Raw genomic sequence first — 23,669 nt, 5'->3', positions numbered from 1 at the left:
CCCCCCCCCCCCCCCCCCCCCCCTCCCCCCCCCCCCCCCCCCCCCCCCCCCCCCCCCCCCCCCCCCCCCCCCCCCCCCCCCCCCCCCCCCCCCCCACCCCCCACACCCCCACCACCACGCACCACAACCCACACCCACCACGACCGCACACCACCCCACTCCCGGCACCCGGAGAACACGAAGCGCTGACATCATCTCCCGGTGCCCGTGAAGACCCCTCGCCTTCCGCTCGCCGCCGCCACAATCGCCGCCGTTATCGCCGCCGCGGCGCTTCTCGCCGGCCCGGTCCCCCTCCGCACCCCGACCGCCGCCGGCATCGTCCCGATCTCCGCGGCGCAGCCACCGTCCCCGTCGTCGGGGCCGACGCCCGCCCCGACGACCCCGGGCGCAGCCGCACCCGCCCCGACGACCCCGGGCACGGCCCCGCCCGGCACGACGACCCCGGGCGCGACCCCGCCCGGCACGAGGCCGCCCGTCGTCGACCACGGGCCGCGTGTGGGGAACAAGGTGGCGCTCACCTTCGACGCGGACATGACGGACGCGATGCGGTACCAGTTGCGCAGCGGCGCGGTGCGGTCGTACGCGAACCTGAAGATCATTGACCTGCTGGAGCGGGAGCGGGTGCCGGCCACGTTCTTCCTGACCGGCAAGTGGGTCGAGCAGTACCCGGCGGTGACCCGACGGCTCGCCGCGAACCCGCGCTTCGAGCTGGCCAACCACACGTACGGGCACCTGGCCTTCACCCCGGACTGCTACGGCCTGCCCCGCATCCCCGAGCGGGAGATGACGGCCGACGTGGCGCGGACGTTCGACGTGGTGGCCGCGTACGGCGGGCGGCAGACCCGGTACTTCCGCTTCCCGGGGCTGTGCCACGACCGGAAGGCGCTGGACGCGCTGGCGCCGCTGGGGGTGACCGTGGTCGACGGCGACGTGGTGAGCGGCGATCCGTTCGCGAAGTCGTGGCGGCCGGTCGTGCGGGCGGCGCTGGACGGGGTGCGCCCCGGGTCGGTGATCGTCCTGCACGTGACGGAGGCGAACGCGCCGATGACGGACGAGGCGCTGCCGCACATCCTGGCGGGGCTGGCCGAGCGCGGCCTGGAGCCGGCTCCGCTGTCGGAGGTGCTCGGGCGGAGCTGAATCCGCCTCGCCAACCCCACCAAAAGCCTAAAGTCGGGGCAAGACTCTAGAGGAGGTCGGCATGACCGCAGCGATGGAGATGCCCCGCGTCCAGGAGTGTGTGGTTTCGGCCTGCGCGTACAACCACACCGGCGACTGCCACGCCTTCGCCATCACGATCGGCAGCATGGACCACGCGCACTGCCACACGTTCATCGAGATGCCCGCCGTCCGGGCCGGCGTGGACGGCCTCATCGCGCAGGTCGGCGCCTGCCAGCGGGCCGACTGCCGGCACAACGACCAGTTGGAGTGCCACGCGCCGGCGATCAAGGTCGGCCCGGACAACGACATGGCCGACTGCATGACCTACGTCACCCGCTGACCGCCCTTCCCTCAGCTCAGGCCGTTGGCCTCGCGAACGACGGTGACCAGGTCGTCGATGATGCCGGTGAGGGCGAAGTCCTTCGGCGTGAAGACCCGGGCCACCCCGGCGGCCCGGAGCTGCGCGGCGTCGCCGGCCGGGATAATCCCGCCGACCACCACGGGCAGGTCCGGCCGGCCGGCCGCGCGCAGCCCGTCCAGCACCGCCGGCACCGCGGCCAGGTGCGAGCCGGAGAGCACCGACAGGCCGACCAGGTCCACGTCCTCCTCGACGGCGGCGGCGACGATCTGCCCGGCGGTCAGCCGGATGCCCTGGTAGACCACCTCGAAGCCGGCGTCGCGGGCGCGTACCGCGATCTGCTCCGCGCCGTTGGAGTGCCCGTCCAGGCCGGGCTTGCCGACCAGCAGCCGCAGCCGGCCGCTGCCCAACTCGCGGGCCGTGGCGGCGACCCGCTCGCGGACGGCGGCCAGGGTGGCGTCCCCGCCGGCCCCGGCGGCGCCGGCCAGGCCGGTGGGGGCGCGGTACTCGCCGAAGACCTGCCGCAGCGCGCCGGCCCATTCGCCGGTGGTCACGCCGGCCCGCACGCACTCCAGCGTCGCCGGCATCAGGTTCGTGGTGGTCGCGGCGTCCGCCCGCAGCCGGGCCAGCGCCGCGTCCACGGCCGCCGCGTCCCGCCCGGCCCGCCATTCGCGTACGGAGGCCACGGCGGCCGCCTCCACCGCCGGGTCGACCTGTTCGACGGCCTCGGCACCGGCCGCGGTCAGCGGCGACGGCTCGGTCTCGGCGAACCGGTTGACCCCGACCACCACGTCGGTGCCCGCCTCCATCCGGCGCCGCCGCTCGGCCAGCGAGGCGACCAGCGCGCTCTTGAGGTAGCCGGTCTCCACGGCGGCCACCACGCCGCCCATCTCCAGCACCTTCTCCAGCTCGACCCGCGCCCCGGCGACGATCTCGTCGACCAGCGCGGTCATCACGTGCGAGCCCTCGAAGAGGTCCGGGTACTCCAGCAGGTCCGACTCGTACGCGAGCACCTGCTGCATGCGCAGCGACCACTGCTGGTCCCACGGCCGAGGCAGGCCGAGGGCCTCGTTCCAGGCGGGCAGCTGGACGGCGCGGGCCCGGGCGTCCCGGGACAGGGTCACGCCGAGCATCTCCAGCACGATGCGCTGGATGTTGTTCTCCGGCTGCGCCTCGGTCAGGCCCAGCGAGTTGACCTGCACGCCGTAGCGGAACCGGCGCTGCTTCGGGTTCGCCACCCCGTAGCGCTCGCGGGTGATCTCGTCCCAGAGCGCGCCGAAGGCCCGCATCTTGGCGATCTCCTCGACGAAGCGCACGCCGGCGTTGACGAAGAAGGAGACCCGCTGCACCACGTCGCCCATCCGCTCGGCGGGCACCTGGCCCGAGTCGCGGACCGCGTCGAGCACCGCGACGGCGGTGGAGAGCGCGAAACCGACCTCCTGCACCGGCGTCGCGCCGGCCTCCTGGAGGTGGTACGAGCAGATGTTCACCGGGTTCCACCGGGGCATCTCCCGCAGCGTGTACGCGATGACGTCGGCCGTGAGGCGCAGCGACGCCGCCGGCGGGAAGATGTAGGTGCCCCGGGAGAGGTACTCCTTGATGATGTCGTTCTGCGTGGTGCCGGCGCAGCGGGCCAGCTCGGCCCCCTGCTCCGCGCCGACCGTGCCGTAGAGGGCGAGCAGCCACATCGCGGGCGCGTTGATGGTCATGGACGTGTTCATCTCGGCCAGCGGGATGCCCGTGAAGAGGGCCCGCATGTCGCCGAGGTGCGCCACCGGGACGCCCACCCGGCCGACCTCACCGGCGGCGAGTTCGTGGTCGGGGTCGTACCCGGTCTGCGTCGGCAGATCGAAGGCGACCGACAGGCCGGTCTGCCCCTTCGCCAGGTTGCGGCGGAAGAGCGCGTTCGTGGCGGCGGCCGAGCTGTGCCCGGCGTACGTGCGCATCACCCACGGGCGGTCGCGTTCGGGCAGCCGACCCGGGAGAGCCTTCTCGTCCATGGCGGGAGTCTAAGTTACCGTTCAGTCACCGGCGCTGTGGAAAACCACACAGCTCCATGGAGCGGACGCCCGGGTGCGAAGCCCCCGGCATGGGCCGGACCGCCACACCCCGGCCGGGTCACGGCCACGGCCAGGACGCACACTTGACGACATGGATGACGAGCTCGCGATCTCCGTCCGGGGGCTGCGCAAGGCGTACGGCGACAACGTCGCCGTGGCGGGCCTGGACCTGGACGTCCGCCGCGGCGAGGTGTTCGCCCTGCTCGGCCCCAACGGCGCCGGCAAGACCACCACCGTGGAGATCCTGGAGGGCTACCGTCGGCGCGACGCCGGCGAGGTCTCGGTGCTCGGCAGCGACCCGGCCGCGCCGGCCGCCGACTGGCGTTCCCGGGTGGGCATCGTGCTCCAGGGCACGGGCGAGTTCGACGAGCTGACCGTCGCGGAGGTGGTGCGCCACTTCGCCGGCTTCTACGCCGGGGCGGACGACCCGGACAAGGTCATCGAGCGGGTGGGGCTGGCCGGCAAGGCGAGGGCGCGTACGCACACCCTCTCCGGCGGGCAGAAGCGCCGGCTCGACGTGGCGCTCGGCATCGTCGGCCGACCCGAGCTGCTCTTCCTGGACGAGCCGACCACCGGCTTCGACCCGGAGGCGCGCCGGGAGTTCTGGGAGCTGATCCGGGACCTGGCCGCCGCCGGCACCACCATCGTGCTGACCACCCACTACCTCGACGAGGCCGAGGCGTTGGCCGACCGGGTCGGCGTGATCGCCGGCGGACGGCTGGTCGAGGTCGCCGCACCCGACCGGCTGGGCAACCGGCAGGCGGCCCTCGCGACGGTCTCCTGGCGTACGCCGGAGGGGGCGCTGGAGACGGCGGAGAGCGCGACGCCGACGGCGCTGGTGGCCGAGCTGGCCGCACGCTTCGGCGGCGAGGTCCCAGGCCTGACGGTGACCCGGCCGACCCTGGAGGACGTCTACCTGCGGATGATCGGACACCGATGACCACCACGACGAAGCCCGCCCCACCGGCCGCCACGGCCCCGGCCCGACGGCCCGGTCCGGTCGCCCTCGGCCTGCGGCAGGGCCGGCTGGAGATCACCCAGTTCCTGCGCAGCCGGGAGTCCGTCGTCTTCACGATGGGCTTCCCGGTCATCATGATCGTGATCTTCGCGGCGATCTTCGACGACCAGATCGCGCCCGGGGTCAGCTACACCCAGTACTTCATCACCGGCATGATCGCCACCGGCCTGATGACCGTCAGCTTCCAGAACCTCGGCATCTGGATCCCGATCGAGCGTGACCGGGGGGTGCTCAAGCGGTACCGGGGCACGCCGATGCCGAAGTGGGTCTGGTTCGCGGGCAAGGTCCTGATGGTCGTGGCCATCGGCATCGCGGAGACCGTGCTGCTGCTCGCCGTCTCGGTGGCGCTGTTCGACCTGGAGCTGCCCGGCACCGCCGCGAAGTGGCTCACCTTCGGCTGGGTGTCGGTGCTCGGTGTCACCGCCTGCACGCTGTGCGGCATCGCCATCTCGTCGCTGGCCCGCACCGCCCGCAGCGGCTCGGCCGTGGTCACCCCGGTCGCGCTGGTGCTCCAGTTCATCTCCGGCGTGTTCTTCGTCTTCACCGAGCTGCCGAGCTGGATGCAGCAGGTGGCGGCGCTCTTCCCGCTGAAGTGGATGTGCCAGGGCCTGCGCTCGGTCTTCCTGCCGGAGGCGTTCGGCGCCCGCGAGCCGGCGGGCTCCTTCGAGCTGACCCGCGTGGCCCTGGTGCTGGCCGCCTGGTGCGTCGTCGGGCTGGTGCTCTGCCTGACCACCTTCCGCTGGACGACCCGGCGCGACGGCTGAGGCGCGGTGGGGGCGGCCACCCGTGGTGCCCGCCCCCGCCGCGTCCGCTCAGTACGTGTAGAAGCCCTTGCCGGACTTGCGGCCGAGGTCACCGGCGGTGGCCATGCGCTGGAGCAGCTCCGGCGGGAAGAACTTCTCGTCCGCGGTGTCGGTGTAGATGTTCTTCGTGGCGTTGAGCAGCACGTCCACGCCGGTCAGGTCGATCGTCGCCAGCGGACCCATGGCGTGGCCGAAGCCGAGCTTGCAGGCGGTGTCCAGGTCCTCGGCGGAGACCACGCCGGACTCGACCAGCTTGACCGCCTCCATGGCGAGCGCGCTGATCAGCCGGGTGGTGACGAAGCCGGCGATGTCCCGGTTGACCACCACGACGGTCTTGCCGATCCCCTCGGCGAACGCCTTCGCCGTCGCCAGGGTCTCGTCGCTGGTCTTGTAGCCACGCACCAGCTCGCAGAGCTTCATCATCGGCACCGGTGAGAAGAAGTGGGTGCCGACGACCGCCTCCGGCCGCTCGGTCGCCGTGGCGATCTGGGTCACCGGGATGGCCGAGGTGTTGGTGGCCAGGATCGCGTCGGGCCGGCAGATCTTGTCCAGCGCCCGGAACACCTCGTGCTTGATCTCGATCTTCTCGAAGACCGCCTCGACGACGATGTCCGCGTCCGCCGCCGCCTCCAGGTCGGTGGTCGGGGTGATCCGGCCGAGCGTCGCCTCGACGTCGGACACCTCGATCTTCCCCTTCTCAGCGAACCTCTCCAGCGACTTCCGGATGCCGTCCACGCCCCGCTTGGTGGCCGCGTCGTCCAGGTCCCGCAGCGTCACCTGCCAGCCCGCCTGCGCCGCCACCTGGGCGATGCCCGAGCCCATCAGCCCGGCCCCGACGACCGCGAGTCGACCCGCCATCTGCTTCTCCCTCGCCTGAATGAGTGTCTGCCAGCACCCTAGTCGGCACGCCTGAACGGATGCTAAGGCGTGTCGCCCGGGCGGCGGACGGCAGCGGCGGGGCCTTCAGATGGTGAGGTCCGGCTCCTCCGGCGCGGTGCCCGGCTCCACCTCGACGCCGAGGGCCCGCAGGTCCGCAGCGAAGTCCGGGTAGCCCCGGTCCACGTGGTGCACGTGGGAGACCTCGGTGACCCCCTCGGCGCAGAGCCCGGCGATGATCAGCCCCGCGCCGGCCCGGATGTCGGTGGCGCGTACGGGGGCGCCGGAGAGCCGCTCACGGCCGCGTACCACCGCGTGGTGCCCGTCGGTCTTGATGTCCGCGCCCAGCCGCATCATCTCGTTGGCGAACATGAACCGGCCGTCGAAGATGTTCTCGGTGATCAGGGACGCGCCGTCGCTGACCGCCGCCAGGCCGATCGCCATCGGCAGCAGATCGGTGGCGAAGCCCGGGTACGGCAGGGTGACCACGTCCACCGCCTTCGGCCGGTCGTCCATCCGGACTCGGAACGCGTCGCCCCTGGTCTCCACCAGGCCGCCGGCGGAGACCAGCTTGTCGAGCGCGACCTCCAGGAACCCCGGCTCCACCCCGGTCACGGTGACGTCCCCCCGGGTCATCGCCGCGCCGAAGGCCCAGGTGCCGGCCACGATCCGGTCCCCCACCGTGGCGTGCCGCACCGGCCGCAGCCCGGGCACCCCCTCGATGTGCAGCGTCGACGTGCCGGCGCCGGAGATCCGCGCGCCCATCTGGTTGAGCATGGTGCAGATGTCGACGATCTCCGGCTCGCGGGCCGCGTTGTCGATGACGCTGGCCCCGCGGGCCAGCACCGCCGCCATGACCAGGTTCTCCGTCGCCCCGACGCTGGGGAAGTCGAGCATGATCTCCGCGCCGTGCAACCCGTGCGGCGCCGAGGCGATCACGAAGCCGTGCTCGCCCGAGATCTCCGCGCCCATCCGGGTCAGCCCGGAGATGTGCATGTCCAGCCCCCGCGAGCCGATGGCGTCTCCGCCGGGGTGGGCCACCCGCACGTACCCGAGGCGGGCCAGCAGCGGGCCGAGCACGCAGATGGAGGCGCGCAGCCGGCGGACGAGGTCGTAGTCGGCCTCGGTGCCGGGCTGTTCGGGCACGTCGATGACGACCGACCGGGACCGGGCCACCCCGCCGTGCGCGACCATCGGGTCGACCGGGTCGTCGGCGTCGAAGCGGATGCCGCAGCCGAGCCGGCGGAGCACCTCGCCCATGATCGCGATGTCGGTGATCCGCGGGACGTTGGTGATCACGCTGCGTCCCGGGGCGAGCAGCGCGGCGGCCATCAGCTTCAGCGCCGAGTTCTTCGCGCCGACGACGTGCACCGTGCCGGCCAGGCGGGCGTCGCCGCGCACCCGGATGACGTCGACGTCGTTGACCGCCGGGTCACCGGCGTCCCCGGGGCCCACCCCGCCCGGCCGGAGGGCGCCCGGGCGCACCGGGATCGGCAGATCCGGTATCCGTAGGCTGTGCGTCATGGCCGTCCACCTCACGCGCATCTACACCAAGGCCGGCGACGCCGGCATGACCAGGCTGAGCAACAACGAACAAGTGCCGAAGACCGATCCGCGCATCGCCGCGTACGCGGACGTCGACGAGTGCAACGCCGCGATCGGCGTGGCGCTCGCGCTGGGGCAGCTCGACGACGAGCTGCGGGGCGTCCTGGCGTCGATCCAGAACGACATGTTCGACGTGGGCGCCGACCTGTCCACCCCGGTGGAGCCGGATCCGAAGTACCCGCCGCTGCGGGTCACCGAGGAGTACGTCGAGCGCATCGAGGGTTGGTGCGACGAGTACAACGCACGCCTGAGCAAGCTCGACTCCTTCATCCTCCCCGGCGGCACCGCGGGCGCGGCGCTGCTGCACGTGGCGCGGACGGTCGCCCGACGCGCCGAGCGGGCGGCGTGGGCCCTGGTCGCACACGACCCTGAGCGGACCAGCTCGCTCCCGGCAAAGTATCTCAACCGGCTCTCTGACCTGCTGTTCATCTTGGCAAGATCGGCCAATCCGGGCGGAGATGTGCTATGGGTGCCGGGCGGTAGGCGCTGACCGCGCAGCATCCCCTCCCGCCGGACGCCGCGGTGGGCGCGCTGCACCACGTCGAGGTCTGGGTGCCCGACCTGGCCGCCGCCGTCCGCGGCTGGGGTTGGCTGCTCGGCGAGCTGGGCTGGACGCCGTTCCAGGAGTGGCCGGCCGGCCGCTCCTGGCGGCTCGGCCCGACGTACCTGGTGATGGAGCAGTCGCCGGCGCTGTCCGGGTCGGTCCACGATCGGCTCGCCCCCGGGCTCAACCATCTCGCCTTCCACGCGGGTCCGCCGGCCGCCGTGGACCGGCTGGTCGCGGCGGCGCCGGCGCACGGCTGGACGCTGCTCTTCCCGGACCGCCATCCCCGCGCCGGCGGCCCGGACACCTACGCCGCCTACCTGACCGACAACCAGGGGTACGAGGTCGAACTGGTCGCCTCACCACCCGAGTAGTTCAGCGGGTCACCTGACGAGACCGGTAACGGTGCAGGTGGTGTAAGAGGGCGCCGGACCGCGGACAGTGCGACGGCAGGGGTTTCCGGGGAGCCCGCCCGCGGAGGGATCAAGCCTGACCGCCCGGAGCGGGTGGGCTCCCCGGAAACCCCAAGGACGAGGGGACGTCAGGCAGCGGGCCAGTCCTGGGAGGCCAGACGCGGCGAGACCGCCCCCGGAGGGGCGGCCTCGAGCCAGGAGAGGAACCCGGTGACGGTGGATCGCGCCATGGCGATCTCGACCGGGGCGTGGTTGCTGGTACAGCGGAGGATGACCCAGTCGGCGGGCATGGAGAGGCGTTCCTGCCCCTCCGGCAGCCGCCGGCGCTCCACGGCCAGCCCTTTGCGGGAGAGCACCCGCGTGGGACGGATGGCGAGGCTGAAGACCCGGTACCAGCGGAGTTCGTCGCCGACGAACCGGCCGAAGCCGGGGGACCAGCCACGGCCGTCGAGCATCGTGGAGGTCCGGACGCCGAGCCGGATGATGCCTCCGCTACGTGTGACGACGGCCCGCCGGACGAAGAGGATCAGGAGCGCGCCGAGGATGACGGCTACGCCGATTCCGATCCCTTCGACGATCCCCATCGGCGGTGCGGCTCAGCGGCTCTGTGCGGCGGAAACCGGGGTGGCGCTCTCGGCCAGGACGGTGACGCCGTCGGCGGTCACCGAGAGGAAGCCGCCGGCGACCTCGTAGGAGACCTGCTCGCCACCGGCGAGCTTGATGCGCACCTGGCCGGGCTCGGCGAGCTGGCCGAGCAGGGGCGCGTGCCCCGGCAGCACACCCAGCTCACCCTCGGTCGTCCGGGCGACGACCATCTCGGCGTCACCGGACCAGACCTTCTCCTCGACGGCTACGAGCTCGACGTGAAGCTGCTGTGCCACGCTGTCTCCTTGCTGCGGCGGCGGATTGTCGAAAGTCTAGTCTTGCCGCGGACGCGCCCCCAACGCGGGTGGCGAGACCTGCGCCACGGCTATTTGGCCTTGTTCTGGAAGTCGGGGTGTTCCAACAGGAACGCGTCCAGCTGCTCGTTCTGGAGGGCGGTGAAGAAGTCCTCCACGGCCGGCTGGAACCGCTCGCCCCGGTACTTCCCGTTCTCGGTGACGCCGCCGCCGGGCAGCTTGACCATCTGGATCGTCTCCGGGCGGATGTTCTTCAGGGCGATGCCGAAGTCGATCACGCTGTTGCCACGGCCGCTGAAGATCAGCGACTGCCCGGCCGCCCGCAGCACCCGGTCCAGCTTGATCGGGTTCGTCACCACGTCGGCGCTCAGCGCCTGGCCGGCCATGGCCTTGACGAACTGCTGCTGGTGGCGCTGCCGGCCGTAGTCGCCGTCCGGGACGCCGTTCTTCGGGTAGCGCTGCCGGACGTAGTCGAGCGCCTGCCAGCCGCTGAGGTGCTGGTTGCCCTTCTTGTAGACCGCCTGGGGGCCGACGTAGCCCTCGCCGTACGGGTTGCCCTTGCGGTGCTTACCGCTCGGCTCGCGGTGCTCGGAGCGCACCTCGCGCTCGATGTACATGTCGACGCCACCCATCGCGTCGACGATCTTCTGGAAGCCGTTGAAGTTGATGATCGCGCCGGCGTCGAAGCGCTTGATGCCGGTGACCTTCTGCACCGTCATCGCCAGCAGTTCGAAGCCCCGGGCGGCGTCCGGGTTCCCGCCCGGCACCCGACTGCCGTACGACATCGCCGCGTTGAGCTTGTCGGTGCCGCCGTTGAACTCCGCCCGACTGAACTTGGGGATCTCCACCAGCAGGTCGCGCGGCATCGAGAAGAGGTAGGCGCGGTCCATCTCGGCGGGCACGTGCAGCACCATGATCGAGTCGGCCAGCGGCGGCGTCTCCGGGTTGCGCGGGTCGATGCCGACCAGCAGGATGTTGAGCGGGCCCTTGATGTCGCTCTTGCGCTCCTTCGCCCCGGCGGCCTGGTCGCCGAAGAGGTCGGCCTTGCCCACCGCGCCCTCGTAGCGGGCCATCAGCGCCTCGGCGCCGACCAGGACCACGCCGCTGAGCAGCATGAGGACGGCACCGAACACGGTGCAGGCCCGGGCCCACCGCGGCACCCCCGACCACACGGACGACCTGCCGCCGCCCTTGCCGGCCTTACCCACGATCATCTCCGTTCGTCACGCCCACGATCAGGAGACGGGCGCACGCAGCCGATTGGTTGCACAGATCGACGCTCGCTCCGGCGAGCGCGCGGATCGACGGTACCTCGCGTTCGGCTTGATCGCCGACCGCGCGGAACCGGGCAGCGGCGATCATAAGGCCCGAAGATGAACGAAAGGCCGCCCCGGCATTGCCGGGACGGCCTTTCTCAGGACCGACAGGTCAGCCCTTCATCAGCTCCGCCGCCTTGCGCTCCAGGTCCTCCAGACCGCCGCACATGAAGAAGGCCTGCTCGGGGAAGTGGTCGTACTCACCCTCGCTGATCTTCTTGAACGCCTCGATGGTCTCCTTGATCGGGACCGTCGAGCCCGGCACGCCGGTGAACTGCTCGGCGGCGTAGGTGTTCTGCGACAGGAAGCGCTCGATCCGCCGCGCGCGCTGCACGGTGATCTTGTCTTCCTCGGAGAGCTCCTCGATACCGAGGATGGCGATGATGTCCTGCAGGTCCTTGTACTTCTGCAGGATCCGCTTCACCTCGGTCGCCACCGCGAAGTGCTCGGCGCCGACGAACTCCGGGGCGAGGATCCGGGACGAGGACGCCAGCGGGTCCACGGCCGGGTAGATGCCCTTGTCGGAGATCGACCGCTCCAGGTTGGTGGTCGCGTCGAGGTGGGCGAACGTGGTGGCCGGGGCGGGGTCGGTGTAGTCGTCCGCCGGCACGTAGATCGCCTGCATCGAGGTGATGGCCTGGCCCCGGACGGAGGTGATCCGCTCCTGGAGCTCGCCCATCTCGTCGGCCAGGGTCGGCTGGTAACCCACGGCGCTCGGCATACGGCCGAGCAGCGTGGAGACCTCCGAACCCGCCTGGGTGAAGCGGAAGATGTTGTCGATGAAGAGCAGCACCTCCTGCTTCTGCACGTCGCGGAAGTACTCCGCCATGGTGAGCGCGGAGAGCGCCACCCGCAGCCGGGTGCCCGGCGGCTCGTCCATCTGGCCGTAGACCAGCGCGGTCTTGTCGATGACGCCGGACTCGGTCATCTCGGCGATGAGGTCGTTGCCCTCACGGGTGCGCTCACCCACGCCGGCGAAGACCGAGGTACCACCGAAGTTCCGGGCGACACGGGTGATCATCTCCTGGATGAGCACCGTCTTGCCCACGCCGGCGCCGCCGAACAGGCCGATCTTGCCGCCCTTCACGTACGGGGCGAGCAGGTCGATGACCTTGATGCCGGTCTCCAGCATCTCGGTCTTCGGCTCCAGGTCCGCGAAGGCCGGGGCCTTGCGGTGGATCTGCCAGTGGTCGTCCGGGCTGAGCGTCTCGCCCTCGGTGAGGTTGAGGCACTCGCCGATCGCGTTGAACACGTGGCCCTTGACCGTGTCGCCCACCGGAACGGTGATCGGCGAACCGGTGTCCCGCACCTCGGCGCCGCGGACCAGGCCGTCGGTCGGCTGCATCGAGATGGCGCGGACCATGTTGTCACCCAGGTGCTGGGCGACCTCCAGGGTCAGCGTCTTCTCGCCGCCGGAGAGGGTCACGTCCACGTGCAGGGCGTTGAACAGGGCCGGCATGGCGTCGCGCGGGAACTCGGCGTCGACGACCGGGCCGATGACCCGGACCACGCGACCCGTGGCCGTCTTGGTCTCTACTGGGGCAGTCATCACACTTCACTTCCCGACGCGGCCAGCGCGTTCGCGCCGCCGACGATCTCGCTGATCTCCTGGGTGATCCCGGCCTGGCGGGCCGAGTTCATCTCACGCGTGTACTTCTCGATCATCTCTTCGGCGTTGTCGGTGGCGCTCTTCATCGCCCGCCGCCGGGCCGCCGACTCGCTGGCCGCCGACTCCAGCAACGCCGCGTAGATCCGCGTGTTGATGTACTTCGGCAACAGCGCGTCGAGCAGCGCCTCCGCCTCCGGCTCGAACTCGTACGCCGGCAGCAGGCCCTCGGACCGGGGACGGTCCTCCACCTGCATCGGCCCGATGATCTTCGCGACCGGGGTCTGGGTCATCAGGGAGTGGAACTCGGTGTAGACGATGTGCAACTCGTCGATCCCGAGCACCCCGTCCGGCCCGGCGCCGCCGTCGACGTCGTCCGCACCGGCCGTGAACGCCTTGATCAGCGTCTCGCCCACGGCGCGGGCGTCGGCGAACGTCGGCTGCTCCGAGAACCCGGTCCAGTTCTCCTCGATCGGCCGGTCACGGAACCGGAAGAAGCCGACGCCCTTGCGCCCGATGACGTAGAGCACCGGCTCCTTGCCGTCGGCGCGGAGCCGGGCGATCAGCGACTCCGCCGTCTTGATCGCGTTGGAGCTGTAACCGCCGGCCAGGCCACGGTCGGAGGTGACCAGCAGGACACCTGCCCGCCGCACCCGCGGACGCGGGGTGAGCAGCGGGTGGTCGATCCGCGCATTGGACGCCAGCGCCGTGAGCACACCGGTGATGGCCTGGGCGTACGGCAGGGACGCCTCCACCCGGGCCTGGGCCTTGGCGATCCGGCTCGTCGCCACGAGCTCCATCGCCTTGGTGATCTTCTTCATCCCCTTCGCCGAGCGGATCCGTTGACGAAGAACGCGTACCTGGGCCGCCATGAATCAGCCCTTACTGGTTCTCGACCGGGCGGTCGGTCGTGCCGTCGCGGAAGCGGGTCACCGTCTCGCGGTTCTCCTCGCCCTCGAGCGGCGTGGCCGGGGCCTCGTTGATCCGACGCTCGTCGGCCTTGCCGAGGAAGAGCTGCTTGAACTCGGTGATGGCGCGGTCGAGCGAGCCGACGATCTCGTCGTCCCACTTGTTGTCGGCGATCCCGGCCAGCACACCCTCGTGCTTGTGGCGCAGGTACTGGAGGAACTCCGACTCGAAGCGGCGGATCTCACCCACGGGGATGTCGTCCAGCTTGCCCTCGGTGCCGGCCCAGACCGAGACGACCTGCTCCTGCACCGGGAACGGCGAGTAGTTCGACTGCTTCAGCAGCTCGACCAGGCGGGAACCGCGCTCCAGCTGGGCGCGGGAGGCCTTGTCCAGGTCGGAGGCGAAGGCGGCGAACGCCTCCAGCTCGCGGAACTGGGCCAGGTTCAGCCGCAGCGAACCGGCGACCTTCTTCATCGGCTTCACCTGCGCGGCGCCACCGACCCGGGAGACCGAGGTGCCGACGTTGATGGCCGGCCGGACGCCCTGGTTGAACAGGTCGGTCTCGAGGAAGATCTGGCCGTCGGTGATGGAGATGACGTTGGTCGGGATGAAGGCCGAGATGTCGTTGGCCTTCGTCTCGATGATCGGCAGGCCGGTCATCGAGCCCCCGCCCAGCTCGTCGGAGAGCTTCGCGCAGCGCTCCAGCAGGCGGGAGTGCAGGTAGAAGACGTCACCCGGGTACGCCTCGCGACCCGGCGGGCGGCGCAGCAGCAGCGACACGGCGCGGTACGCCTCGGCCTGCTTGCTCAGGTCGTCGAAGACGATCAGGACGTGCTTGCCGCCGTACATCCAGTGCTGCCCGATGGACGAGCCGGTGTACGGGGCGAGGTACTTGAAGCCGGCCGGGTCGGAGGCCGGGGAGGCGACGATGGTGGTGTACTCCATCGCACCCGCCTCCTCCAGGATGCCCTTGATCGAGGCGATCGTGGAGGCCTTCTGGCCGATGGCGACGTAGATGCAGCGGACCTGCTTCTTCGGGTCGCCGGAGCGCCAGTTTTCCCGCTGGTTGAGGATGGTGTCCAGGGCGACGGTGGTCTTGCCGGTCTTCCGGTCGCCGATGATCAGCTGACGCTGACCGCGGCCGATCGGGGTCATGGCGTCGACGGCCTTGAGACCGGTCTGCAGCGGCTCGTCGACCGACTGCCGGGCCATCACGTTCGGGGCCTGGAGCTCCAGCTCGCGGAAGCCCTCGTTGGGGATGTCGCCGAGGCCGTCGATCGGCTGGCCGAGCGCGTTGACCACGCGGCCGAGGAAGGCGTCGCCGACCGGCACGGAGAGCACCCGGCCGGTGCGCTTGACGCGCTGCCCCTCTTCGAGCTTGGCGGAGTCACCGAGAACGACGACACCGATCTCCCGGACGTCGAGGTTCAGCGCCACACCCAGGGTGCCGTCCTCGAACTCCAGGAGCTCGTTGGTCATGGTCGAGGGGAGGCCCTCGACGTGGGCGATGCCGTCGCCGGTGTCGGCGACGGTGCCGACCTCCTCGCGGGAGAGTTCGGACGAGTAGGAGGAGACGTAGCGCTCCAGGGCGCCGCGGATCTCCTCCGTCGAGATGGTCAGCTCGGCCATCCTCTGCTTCCTTAAGTATCAGGGGCCCGGGATACCTAGTACCGACCGGTCCGAATGGCGTCTATTCACAGGCGCTGGGCGGCGGTGCCACCTCAGCGCTTCGCGAGCGCGTTGCGGCTCTCGTTGAGGCGGCGCAGGACGGTGCCGTCGTACAGGTCGGAGCCGACCCGCACGCTCACGCCACCGAGAACTCCGGGGTCCACCGTCTGCTTGACGGAAACCTCTCGACCGTATATCGCGGAGAGGCTCGCGCCCAGCCGGCGCTCGTCCTCGTCACTCAACGGGGCCGCGACGGTCACGTACGCCACCTGCCGGTCCCGCCGGTCGGCGGCGAGCTCGACCAGTCGGGTGAGCGCCCCGGTGAAGGAGCGTCCCCCGAACCCGCCCAGCGCCGCCTCGACGAGGCGGAGGGTGATCGGGCGGGCCTTGCCGGCGAGCAGTTCGCGGGCCAGGGCGGCCCGCTGCCCGACCGGGGCGATCGGGTCCGCCAGCGCGTTGGAGAGCGCCGACTGACCGGAGACCACCTGACCGAAGCGGAACAGCTCGTCCTCGACCTCGCCGAGGTCGCCGGCGGAGTCGGCGCTGGCCAGCAGCGCCTCCACACCGAGCCGCTCGGCACCGTCGAGCAGCTCCGACGGCGCCGACCAGCGGCCGGCGACCAGCGAGGCGACCAGGTCGAGCGCCTCGGCGCCGACCTTGCCGCGCAGCAGCTCGCCGAGCAGGGCGGTGCGGTCCGCACCGGAGCGGGCCGGGTCGGAGAGCGCCCGGCGCAGCCGCGGCTCGCGCCGCAGCAGGTCGGCGACGGAGAGGATGTCGTCGGCGGTGGTGGCCACCGCCGACGGCTCCGCGCCGCGGACGTACGCGTCGAGGCGCTCGGCCGCGACCTTGTACGACTCCCGGCTGGCGGCCTGCATCAGCGGGCCCCCGCGCTCTCGAGACCGCTCAGGAACCGGTCGACGGTGCCCTTGCGACGCGCCTCGTCGGCGAGCGACTCACCGACGATCTTGCTGGCCAGGTCCACCGCGATCGTGCCGACCTCGGTGCGCAGCTCGCGCACGATGGTGGCCCGCTCGGCGGCGAGCTGCTCCTTGCCGGCCGCGATGATCCGGTCGGACTCCTCCCGCGCCTTGCCGAGGATGTCCTGCCGGATGCCCTCGGCGTCGGCCCGGGCGTCGTCCCGGATCTTCGCGGCGTCGGTGCGCGCCTCGGCCAGCTGCGCCCGGTACTGCTCGAGCAGCTGGTTCGCCTCGGCCTGCGCGGCCTCGGCGCGCTTGATGCCACCCTCGATCGCGTCGACCCGCGCCTGGAACGTCTGCTCCATCCGGGGGAAGACGAACTTCATCAGCACGACGCAGAGCAGGGCGAAGGCGATGCCGCCCACCACGATCTCCTGCCAGATCGGCACGATCGGGTTGTGGGTCGACTCACCACCCTCAGCGGCGAGCAGGAACATGGAAGACCTCCCGGTCCGAGGGGGGCGGAATTACTGAATCGGGCCCTGCCAGATGAAGCCGAAGGCGATGCCCAGCAGCGCGAGCGCCTCGATGACGGCGAAGCCGATCCAGACGTACGGCAGGGTCATCCGGGACGACTCCGGCTGGCGGGCGGTCGACTGGATGTAGGCGGCGAAGACCAGGCCGACACCGATGCCCGGGCCGATGGCCGCGAGACCGTAGCCGATGGCGGCGGTGCTGCCCTCTACCGCGGCGTAGATGTCCATTAGTGGGTTCCTCCTGGTTATCACGCGTGACGGTCACGCGGGACGACAACTGTTGGTGCGAGGTGGATCAGTGCTCGTCGGCGAGCGCGCCCTGCACGTAGCTGGCGGTCAGCACGGTGAAGACGTAGGCCTGCAGGACGATCACCAGGAACTCGAGGAAGGTGAGCGCGACGGTCATCGCCCAGGACAGCACCGAGACCGGTGCGAGCCAGGCGTTGGCGTTGAGCATCGCGAAGCCGCCGAGCGTGAAGACCAGCAGGAGCATGTGGCCGGCGAACATGTTCGCGAAGAGACGCACGGCCAGCGAGAACGGCCGGACGAGGAAGGTCGAGAAGAACTCGATCGGGATCAGCAGCGGCAGGATGTACCAGGGCGCCGGCGGGATGAGCGAGTTCTTGATGAACTTCCCGGCGCCGTGGTGCTTGATGCCGGCGTAGATGAAGAGCACGTAGCTGATCACCGCGAGGAAGGCCGGGAAGGCGATGTGCGAGTTCGGCGAGATCTGGAACAGCGGCACGATCGCGAAGAGGTTGGTCAGCAGGATGAAGCAGAACAGCGTGGTGAAGTACGGCGCGAACCGCACACCCGCGTGCCCGATCATGTCGACCGCGATGTTGTTGCGCACGAAGCCGTAGATCGACTCGGCGAGCCACTGCTTCTTCGTCGGCACCAGCTGCGGCTTACGGTAGCTGGCCAGGAAGAAGATGATCAGGACGCCGACGGCGATCCAGACCATGGCCGTGATCTTGGTGAACCAGTAGGAGTCGTGCGCACCCCAGGGCAGGATGCTGGGCAGGTAGAAGTCCTCCACGCTGGGTGGGAATGCCGCCTGGCCCGCTGCCAGGACGTTCGCCTGTCCGAACACCGCGTCCCTTCCTAAGTAGGCGTGCCGAGTCGACGGACGACCAGGATGATCCCCCCGGCCATGCCGAGCACGACGCCGATCCCGGTGGCGATGCCGCCGGTGTCGAGCCACTGGTCGACCAGCCAGCCGATGAAGCCCCACACGAGCATGCCCGCGATCAGGTATGTGAGCGCGGTCCAACCCTGGCCGGCTCCGGTCGGAACGTCGTCCGGGCCGCCGCTGGGTCGGGGGGGTTGGTCACCAGCCATGACGGGGCGAACGATATCAGCCGGGAATACGAGGCTGTGCCTCGCCCCCCGCACAACCGTCGTTGTGTGGGCCGGTGGCGGGCAGCGTCGTCTGTGGGCACGCTACTCCCCTTCCGCCAGCGTGCAAATGACCGGTGGCGGACACTTTTCCGCGCCGTCCGGGCGGTGGGACACCGCCGTGCCCGCCACCTGCGGCGGGCTCAGCGGGGACGGCGGGCGTGCACGGTGGTGAGCCACCAGATGTGCACGCCGGTCCAGACCACCACGCCGGCCGCGATGCCCAGGCAGAGCGGGATCAGCCCGGGCCAGCCGGTCGACGCCACGGCCACCATCACGACGCCCAGCAGGGTCATCTTGGCCGCATACAGGCCGAGGCCGAACGGGAGCACGAGCTGCGGATTCACCGAGTCGGCCCAGGCCAGCACCACCGTGGTCAGGGTGTAGCTGACCGCCGTGACGCCCACCCCGGCCGCCGCGCCCAGCGCCGCGTCCGCGCCGCCGGCCAGCGCCCCCACCAGCGCGGCCACCGCGATCAGCAGGCCGCTGGCGGCCAGCAGGACCGGCAGGTGCCGCAGCCGCCAGCGCCGGTCGGCCGCCGCGGTCGCCGCCGGCTCGCGCACCCCGGGCTCAGCCACGGGGGTACGCCGGGAAGTCGGCGACCAGCGCGGTCACCTCGGACGCGATCCGGGTCAGCTCGTCGGCGCCCCCCGGGGCGGCGGGATCGGTGCGCACCGCGCGGGCGATCAGCCCGGCGATCCGGTGCATCTCCCCCTCCCGCATCCCCTGGGTGGTCACGCTCGGGGTGCCGACGCGGATTCCCGACGCCACCATCGGCTTCTGCGGGTCGTACGGGACGGCGTTCTTGTTCAGCGTGATGCCGGCGGCGTCGCAGCGGGCCTCGGCGTCCGCGCCGGTCACCCCGGCCTCGCGCAGGTCGATCAGGGCGAGGTGGGTGTCGGTGCCCCCGGAGACCGGGCGCATGCCCTCGGCGGCCAGCCCGGCGGCGAGCGCCTGCGCGTTGCTCACCACCTGCGCCGCGTACGCCTGGAACTCGGGTTGGGCGGCCTCGCGCAGCGCGACGGCCTTGGCGGCGACGGCGTGCATCAGCGGCCCGCCCTGGGTGAACGGGAAGACCGCCTTGTCGATGCGCTGGGCCAGCGGCTCCCGGCAGAGGATCATGCCGCCGCGCGGCCCGCGCAGCACCTTGTGCGTGGTGAAGCAGACGACGTCGGCGTGCGGCACCGGCGACGGGACGGCCTTCCCCGCGACCAGCCCGACGAAGTGCGCCGCGTCCACCATCAGGTACGCCCCGACCTCGTCGGCGATCTCGCGGAACCGCGCGAAGTCGATCAGGCGGGGATAGGCCGTCGCGCCACAAATGATCATCTTGGGGCGGTGGGCGAGGGCCAGGTCGCGCACCTCGTCGTAGTCGATCAGCTCGGTGTCCCGCCGGACGGTGTAGCCGACGGTGTGGAACCACTTGCCGGAGAAGTTCACCCGGCTGCCGTGGGTGAGGTGGCCGCCGTGCGGCAGGTCCATGGCGAGCACCGTGTCCCCCGGCTGCACCAGCGCGGCGTACGCGGCCAGGTTGGCGCTCGCCCCGGAGTGCGGCTGGAGGTTGGCGTGCTCGGCGCCGAACAGCTCCTTCGCCCGGGCGATGCCGATCTCCTCGGCCCGGTCGACCTCGGCGCAGCCGCCGTAGTAGCGCCGGCCCGGGTAGCCCTCGGCGTACTTGTTGGTCAGCGTCGAGCCGAGCGCCGCCAGCACCGCCGGCGAGGTGAGGTTCTCGCTGGCGATCAGCTGGAGGCCGCCCCGGAGCCGGTCCAGCTCGCCCAGCACCACCCCGGCGATCTCCGGGTCCGTCGCGCGGAGCTGGTCGAAGTCCGGCCCCCAGAAGGTGCCCGTCTCAGTAGCCACAGCGCCAGAGTCTATTGGGCCGCACACTGGAAGCCGTGAGATGCCTCGTCACCGGAGCCACGGGTTACATCGGCGGGCGGCTCGCGCCCCGGCTGCTGGCCGAGGGGCACACGGTGCGCTGCCTCGCCCGCAGGGCCGGCCGGCTGCGGGACGTGCCCTGGGCGGCGCGCGCCGAGATCGCCGAGGGCGACCTGCGCAGGCCGGAGACCCTGGCGGCCGCGTTCGAGGGCGTGGACGTCGCGTACTACCTGGTGCACTCGCTCGGGCAGGCCGGCTTCGAGGCCGCCGACCGGGAGGCGGCGGCCAACTTCGCCGCCGCGGCCCGCGCCGCGGGCGTACGCCGGATCGTCTACCTCGGCGGGCCGGAGCCGGCGGCGCACCGCCAGGTCCCGTCGGCGCACCTGCGCTCCCGGGCCGAGGTGGGACGCATCCTGCTGGACAGCGGGGTGCCGACGGCGGTGCTGCGGGCGGCGGTGATCATCGGGTCCGGCTCGGCCTCCTTCGAGATGCTGCGCCACCTGACCGAACGGCTGCCGGGCATGGTCACCCCGCGCTGGGTCCGCAACCGGATCCAGCCGATCGCCGTCCGGGACGTGCTGCGCTACCTGGTCGGCTGCGCGAGCCTGCCGCCAGAGGTCAACCGCGCCTTCGACGTCGGCGGGCCGGACGTCCTCACCTTCGAGGACATGATGCAGCGCTACGCGCGGGTGGCCGGGCTGCGCCGCCGGATCATCGTGCCGGTGCGACCGCTGACCCCGGCGCTCTCCTCGTACTGGGTCGGGCTGGTCACCCCGGTGCCGAACGCGATCGCCCGGCCGCTGGTGGAGAGCCTGGTCCACGAGGCCGTCGCCGGCGAGCACGACATCGCCGCCCACGTCCCGGACCCGCCGGAGGGGCTGACCGGCTTCGACCAGGCGGTCGCGCTGGCCCTGGCCAAGGTGCGCGACGGCGAGGTGGAGACCCGCTGGTCGACGGCGAGCGGCCCGGACGCGCCCGCCGAGCCGCTGCCCAGCGACCCGGAGTGGTCCGGCGGCACCGCCTACACCGACGTACGGGAGCGGGCCGTGCACGCGCCGCCGGAGGCCCTGTGGCGGGTCGTCGAGGGCGTCGGCGGGGAGCACGGCTGGTACTCGTTCCCGCTGGCCTGGTCCGCCCGGGGCTGGTTGGACCGGCTGGTGGGCGGCGTGGGGCTGCGCCGGGGCCGGCGCGACCCGCACCGCCTGCGGGTCGGCGAGGCGCTGGACTTCTGGCGGGTGGAGGAGATCGTCCCGGGCGAGCTGCTGCGGCTGCGCGCCGAGATGCGGCTGCCCGGCCGGGCCTGGCTGGAGATGCGGGTGGCCCCGCTCGACGGCGAGCGCAGCCGCTACCACCAGCGGGCGGTGTTCCTGCCCCGCGGCCTGGCCGGGCACGTGTACTGGGGGGCGGTGGCGCCCTTCCACGCGGTGGTCTTCGGCGGGATGGCCCGCAACATCGCCCGGGGCGCCGAGCAGACCCCCTGACCCCCCGGCCCGCCCGCCCGGGGTGGGTCAGTTGCCCGTGCGGGCGCCGGTGATCCGGAAGGCGGTCGCCTCGCTGGGCGGCACGAAGTCCCGGACCGGCTCGTCGCGCAGGGCGAAGGAGAGCGTCTCGCCCACCGCCTCGACCAGTTGCCCCTGCACCCGCTGGCCGACCGCGTCGCGCGGGTCGTCGGGGTTGGTGGCGATCGAGGCGACCACCAGTTGCGGGGTGAAGGCGACCACGGTCTCGGTCGCGTACCCGTCCGAGCTGCCGGTCTTGCCGGCCACCGGGCGGCCGAGTTGCCGGCGCAGCCCCTCGGCGGTGCCCCGGTCGCACTCCCGGTACATCGACTGGTCGCCGACCGGGCAGCGGGCGGCGTCGGCCGCCGCCCGGGCCACGTCGGTGTCGACCACCTGCCGGCAGTCCGGCCGCGCGGCGGCCACCGGCCGGCCCGCCGCGTCGGTCACCGAGACGACGGGCAGCGGCGCGCACCACATCCCCTCGGCCGCCACCGCCGCGTACGCGCCGGCGAGGTCGAGCGGGGTGGTGGCGGAGACGCCGAGGGTGAACGGCCCCCACTCGCGCGCCCCGTGGCGGGCCAGCCGCGCGTCGTCCCCGGCCCGGAACACGATCCCGAGCCGCTCGGCCATCTCCACCACGCGGTCCGCGCCGACCCGCTCGGCCAGCCAGGCGAAGTAGGTGTTGACCGAGCTGCCGAACGCCGTCCACATGGTGTGTTCGCCGTCCATGTCGCTGTTGGCGTTCTGGGGGCACCAGTACCCGTCGCAGCTCGCCGCCCCGGTCGACGGGAAGCCGGTCACGATCCGCTCCGGCGCGTCGAACTCCGTGTCCAGCGGAAGCCCGGACTCCAGCGCGGCCAGCATGGTGAACATCTTGAACGTCGAGCCGGCCTGGTAGCCGTCGATCGCCCCGCCCCCGGCGACCAACTGGTTGACCGTGTTCGGGTGGTTCTTCTGCCCGGCCGGGTTGCCGGCCACGCTGTAGTTCCGGTTCACCGCCATGGCGAGCACCCGGCCCGTGCCGGGCTGGACCACCGCCGTCGGCGCCGCCCGGCGGTCGTCCAGGGAGTAGATCCGGCGGACCTGCTCGGTGGCGGCGCGCTGCACGGCCGGGTCGAGCGAGGAGACGATGGTGAAGCCGCCCCGGCGCAGCGTGAGCTGCCGCTCGTCGACCGTCGCGCCGAACGCCGGCTGGGCGTTCCACCAGCGGGTGAACCAGTCGCAGAAGAAGCCCCAGTCGGCGTGCTCCTCCGGCACCGCCGTGCAGTCGTTCGGGGTCTGGCTGGGGCGCAGGTGCAACTGCTCGGCCCGGGCCTGGTCCGCCGCCGCGGCCGGGACCTGCCCCGACTCGACCAGCCGGTCCAGCACGTGCCCCCGGCGGGCGAGCGCCGCGTCCGCGTCGCCGTTGATCGGGTCGTCGGTGTGCGGGGAGCGGACCAGCCCGGCCAGCAGCGCGGCCTCGGCCAGGGTGAGATCCGCCGGCGCCTTGGAGAAGTAGCGCTTGCTCGCGGCGGCCACCCCGTACGCCCCGGCCCCGAAGTAGGCGATGTTGAGGTAGCGGGCGAGGATCTCGTCCTTGGTCAGCTCCCGCTCCAGGGCCAGCGCGTACCGCATCTCCTGGATCTTGCGGGCGGTGCTGAGTTCGGTGGCGGCGGCGCGTTGCCGCTCGCTGAGCCGGGGGTCGTTGCTGAGCACGTTGCGGACGTACTGCATGGTCAGCGTGGACGCGCCCTGCCGGGTCTCCCCGCTGCCCTGGTTGACCGTGAAGGCCCGCACCACGCCGCGCAGGTCGACCCCGCTGTGCTCGTGGAACCGGACGTCCTCGGCGGCGATGATCGCCTGCCGCATCACCGGCGCGACCTCGGCCAGCGGCACGTCCACCCGGTCCTCCTGGTAGAAGGAGGTGATCAGGGTGGTGCCGTCGTCGGCGTAGAGGTTGGAGCGCTGGGCCGTCGGCGGCGTGCGCAGCGTGCTGGGCAGCTCCGAGTACGGCGCGGCGAGCGCCGAGAACCCGATGCCGAACACCAGCGCGGTCGGCAGGGCCGCCGCCGCGAGCGCCACGCCGGCGAGCACGCCGGCGAGCAGCACGGTGAACAGTCTTTCGAGGTGTGCCCGGGTCATCAGCTCTCCCCGCAGGAGCCGGTCAGGACCCACCCAGAATGACCTGAAAGGCCCTCTCCACCGCCCCTTTCCCCCAAACCCGCAGGA

24 protein-coding genes are annotated in these 23,669 nt (G+C 71.9%); 7 read left to right on the top strand and 17 right to left on the bottom strand.

The annotated features are described in order from the left end of the window. Positions 1-201 precede the first annotated feature (201 nt). Together ACZ6O2_RS22210 and ACZ6O2_RS22205 are read left to right on the top strand one after the other, a co-directional pair. Positions 202-1,137: a polysaccharide deacetylase family protein gene (locus ACZ6O2_RS22210; protein WP_466024120.1), complete on the top strand. Its 936-nt coding sequence runs from the start codon at positions 202-204 to the stop codon at positions 1,135-1,137. Positions 1,138-1,198: 61 nt separating this feature from the next. Next, the gene (locus tag ACZ6O2_RS22205; protein WP_350703573.1) at positions 1,199-1,498 is read left to right on the top strand and encodes a DUF1540 domain-containing protein; all 300 of its coding nucleotides are present in this window, start codon (positions 1,199-1,201) and stop codon (positions 1,496-1,498) included. 11 nt (positions 1,499-1,509) lie between these two features. On the opposite strand, the gene ACZ6O2_RS22200 is transcribed toward ACZ6O2_RS22205, so the two are convergent. After that, a complete protein-coding gene (locus tag ACZ6O2_RS22200) occupies positions 1,510-3,516 on the bottom strand; it encodes a protein meaA (protein WP_363708958.1) in 2,007 nt (668 codons plus the stop codon). Between the two features lie 151 nt (positions 3,517-3,667). Here ACZ6O2_RS22200 and ACZ6O2_RS22195 point away from each other — a divergent pair, with 151 nt between their 5' ends. Next, positions 3,668-4,516, top strand: a complete 849-nt coding sequence (locus ACZ6O2_RS22195; RefSeq protein ID WP_466024119.1) for an ABC transporter ATP-binding protein — start codon at positions 3,668-3,670, stop codon at positions 4,514-4,516. Next, on the top strand, positions 4,513-5,358 hold the full coding sequence (locus ACZ6O2_RS22190; protein WP_466024118.1) for an ABC transporter permease: 846 nt from the start codon (positions 4,513-4,515) through the stop codon (positions 5,356-5,358). Before ACZ6O2_RS22195 ends, ACZ6O2_RS22190 begins: the two co-directional genes overlap by 4 nt. Positions 5,359-5,406: 48 nt before the next feature. On the opposite strand, the gene ACZ6O2_RS22185 is transcribed toward ACZ6O2_RS22190, so the two are convergent. Both ACZ6O2_RS22185 and murA read right to left on the bottom strand, forming a co-directional pair. Next, the gene (locus ACZ6O2_RS22185; protein WP_350703581.1) at positions 5,407-6,255 is read right to left on the bottom strand and encodes a 3-hydroxyacyl-CoA dehydrogenase family protein; all 849 of its coding nucleotides are present in this window, start codon (positions 6,253-6,255) and stop codon (positions 5,407-5,409) included. A gap of 105 nt (positions 6,256-6,360) precedes the next feature. Further along, positions 6,361-7,797, bottom strand: coding sequence for a UDP-N-acetylglucosamine 1-carboxyvinyltransferase (murA, locus tag ACZ6O2_RS22180; protein ID WP_357459566.1), 1,437 nt, complete (start codon positions 7,795-7,797; stop codon positions 6,361-6,363). Here murA and ACZ6O2_RS22175 point away from each other — a divergent pair. Both ACZ6O2_RS22175 and ACZ6O2_RS22170 read left to right on the top strand, forming a co-directional pair. Then, positions 7,796-8,368 (top strand): cob(I)yrinic acid a,c-diamide adenosyltransferase, encoded by a 573-nt coding sequence (locus ACZ6O2_RS22175; RefSeq protein WP_466024117.1) that lies wholly within the window; start codon positions 7,796-7,798, stop codon positions 8,366-8,368. The genes murA and ACZ6O2_RS22175 overlap by 2 nt on opposite strands. Before the next feature lie 32 nt (positions 8,369-8,400). Next, complete coding sequence (locus ACZ6O2_RS22170; RefSeq protein ID WP_466024116.1) at positions 8,401-8,796, top strand: VOC family protein; 396 nt, start codon at positions 8,401-8,403, stop codon at positions 8,794-8,796. Positions 8,797-8,963: 167 nt separating this feature from the next. Here the strand turns inward: ACZ6O2_RS22170 and ACZ6O2_RS22165 are convergent, their stop codons facing one another. The 13 genes from ACZ6O2_RS22165 to ACZ6O2_RS22105 form a co-directional block, all read right to left on the bottom strand. Continuing rightward, complete coding sequence (locus tag ACZ6O2_RS22165) at positions 8,964-9,419, bottom strand: DUF2550 domain-containing protein (RefSeq protein ID WP_350703588.1); 456 nt, start codon at positions 9,417-9,419, stop codon at positions 8,964-8,966. Positions 9,420-9,431: 12 nt separating this feature from the next. Beyond that, positions 9,432-9,716 (bottom strand): F0F1 ATP synthase subunit epsilon, encoded by a 285-nt coding sequence (locus tag ACZ6O2_RS22160; protein ID WP_350684044.1) that lies wholly within the window; start codon positions 9,714-9,716, stop codon positions 9,432-9,434. An 89-nt stretch (positions 9,717-9,805) separates the two neighbouring features. Further along, entirely contained in the window at positions 9,806-10,948 is a 1,143-nt protein-coding gene (locus tag ACZ6O2_RS22155) for an LCP family protein (RefSeq protein ID WP_350703589.1), read from the bottom strand. Between the two features lie 214 nt (positions 10,949-11,162). Beyond that, on the bottom strand, positions 11,163-12,599 hold the full coding sequence (atpD, locus tag ACZ6O2_RS22150) for a F0F1 ATP synthase subunit beta (RefSeq protein WP_350703591.1): 1,437 nt from the start codon (positions 12,597-12,599) through the stop codon (positions 11,163-11,165). Further along, positions 12,599-13,528, bottom strand: coding sequence for a F0F1 ATP synthase subunit gamma (locus ACZ6O2_RS22145; protein WP_350703593.1), 930 nt, complete (start codon positions 13,526-13,528; stop codon positions 12,599-12,601). The genes atpD and ACZ6O2_RS22145 overlap by 1 nt, the downstream gene beginning before the upstream one ends. Positions 13,529-13,538: 10 nt before the next feature. Further along, a complete protein-coding gene (atpA, locus tag ACZ6O2_RS22140; protein WP_350703595.1) occupies positions 13,539-15,194 on the bottom strand; it encodes a F0F1 ATP synthase subunit alpha in 1,656 nt (551 codons plus the stop codon). Positions 15,195-15,286: 92 nt separating this feature from the next. Further along, a complete protein-coding gene (locus ACZ6O2_RS22135; protein ID WP_350703598.1) occupies positions 15,287-16,108 on the bottom strand; it encodes a F0F1 ATP synthase subunit delta in 822 nt (273 codons plus the stop codon). Next, the gene (locus ACZ6O2_RS22130) at positions 16,108-16,647 is read right to left on the bottom strand and encodes a F0F1 ATP synthase subunit B (protein ID WP_350703600.1); all 540 of its coding nucleotides are present in this window, start codon (positions 16,645-16,647) and stop codon (positions 16,108-16,110) included. Before ACZ6O2_RS22130 ends, ACZ6O2_RS22135 begins: the two co-directional genes overlap by 1 nt. A 30-nt stretch (positions 16,648-16,677) precedes the next feature. After that, positions 16,678-16,914: an ATP synthase F0 subunit C gene (locus ACZ6O2_RS22125; protein ID WP_357698819.1), complete on the bottom strand. Its 237-nt coding sequence runs from the start codon at positions 16,912-16,914 to the stop codon at positions 16,678-16,680. Between the two features lie 67 nt (positions 16,915-16,981). Beyond that, on the bottom strand, positions 16,982-17,779 hold the full coding sequence (gene atpB, locus ACZ6O2_RS22120) for a F0F1 ATP synthase subunit A (protein WP_350703602.1): 798 nt from the start codon (positions 17,777-17,779) through the stop codon (positions 16,982-16,984). 11 nt (positions 17,780-17,790) lie between these two features. Next, positions 17,791-18,027, bottom strand: a complete 237-nt coding sequence (locus ACZ6O2_RS22115) for an AtpZ/AtpI family protein (protein ID WP_350703604.1) — start codon at positions 18,025-18,027, stop codon at positions 17,791-17,793. A gap of 200 nt (positions 18,028-18,227) precedes the next feature. Continuing rightward, positions 18,228-18,662, bottom strand: a complete 435-nt coding sequence (locus tag ACZ6O2_RS22110) for a hypothetical protein (RefSeq protein WP_350703605.1) — start codon at positions 18,660-18,662, stop codon at positions 18,228-18,230. Further along, complete coding sequence (locus ACZ6O2_RS22105; protein WP_350703606.1) at positions 18,655-19,944, bottom strand: serine hydroxymethyltransferase; 1,290 nt, start codon at positions 19,942-19,944, stop codon at positions 18,655-18,657. The genes ACZ6O2_RS22110 and ACZ6O2_RS22105 overlap by 8 nt, the downstream gene beginning before the upstream one ends. A 35-nt stretch (positions 19,945-19,979) precedes the next feature. On the opposite strand from ACZ6O2_RS22105, the gene ACZ6O2_RS22100 reads away from it, so the two are divergent. Beyond that, positions 19,980-21,443 carry an SDR family oxidoreductase gene (locus tag ACZ6O2_RS22100; protein ID WP_466024115.1) on the top strand — a complete coding sequence of 488 codons (1,464 nt, stop codon included), beginning with the start codon at positions 19,980-19,982 and terminating at the stop codon, positions 21,441-21,443. Between the two features lie 27 nt (positions 21,444-21,470). Here ACZ6O2_RS22100 and ACZ6O2_RS22095 read toward each other — a convergent pair whose 3' ends face one another. Continuing rightward, a complete protein-coding gene (locus tag ACZ6O2_RS22095) occupies positions 21,471-23,582 on the bottom strand; it encodes a transglycosylase domain-containing protein (protein WP_350703610.1) in 2,112 nt (703 codons plus the stop codon). Positions 23,583-23,669 lie beyond the last annotated feature (87 nt).

The organism is Micromonospora sp. NPDC048040 (assembly GCF_055587185.1).
This window is presented reverse-complemented; position numbering and strand designations above follow the sequence as displayed.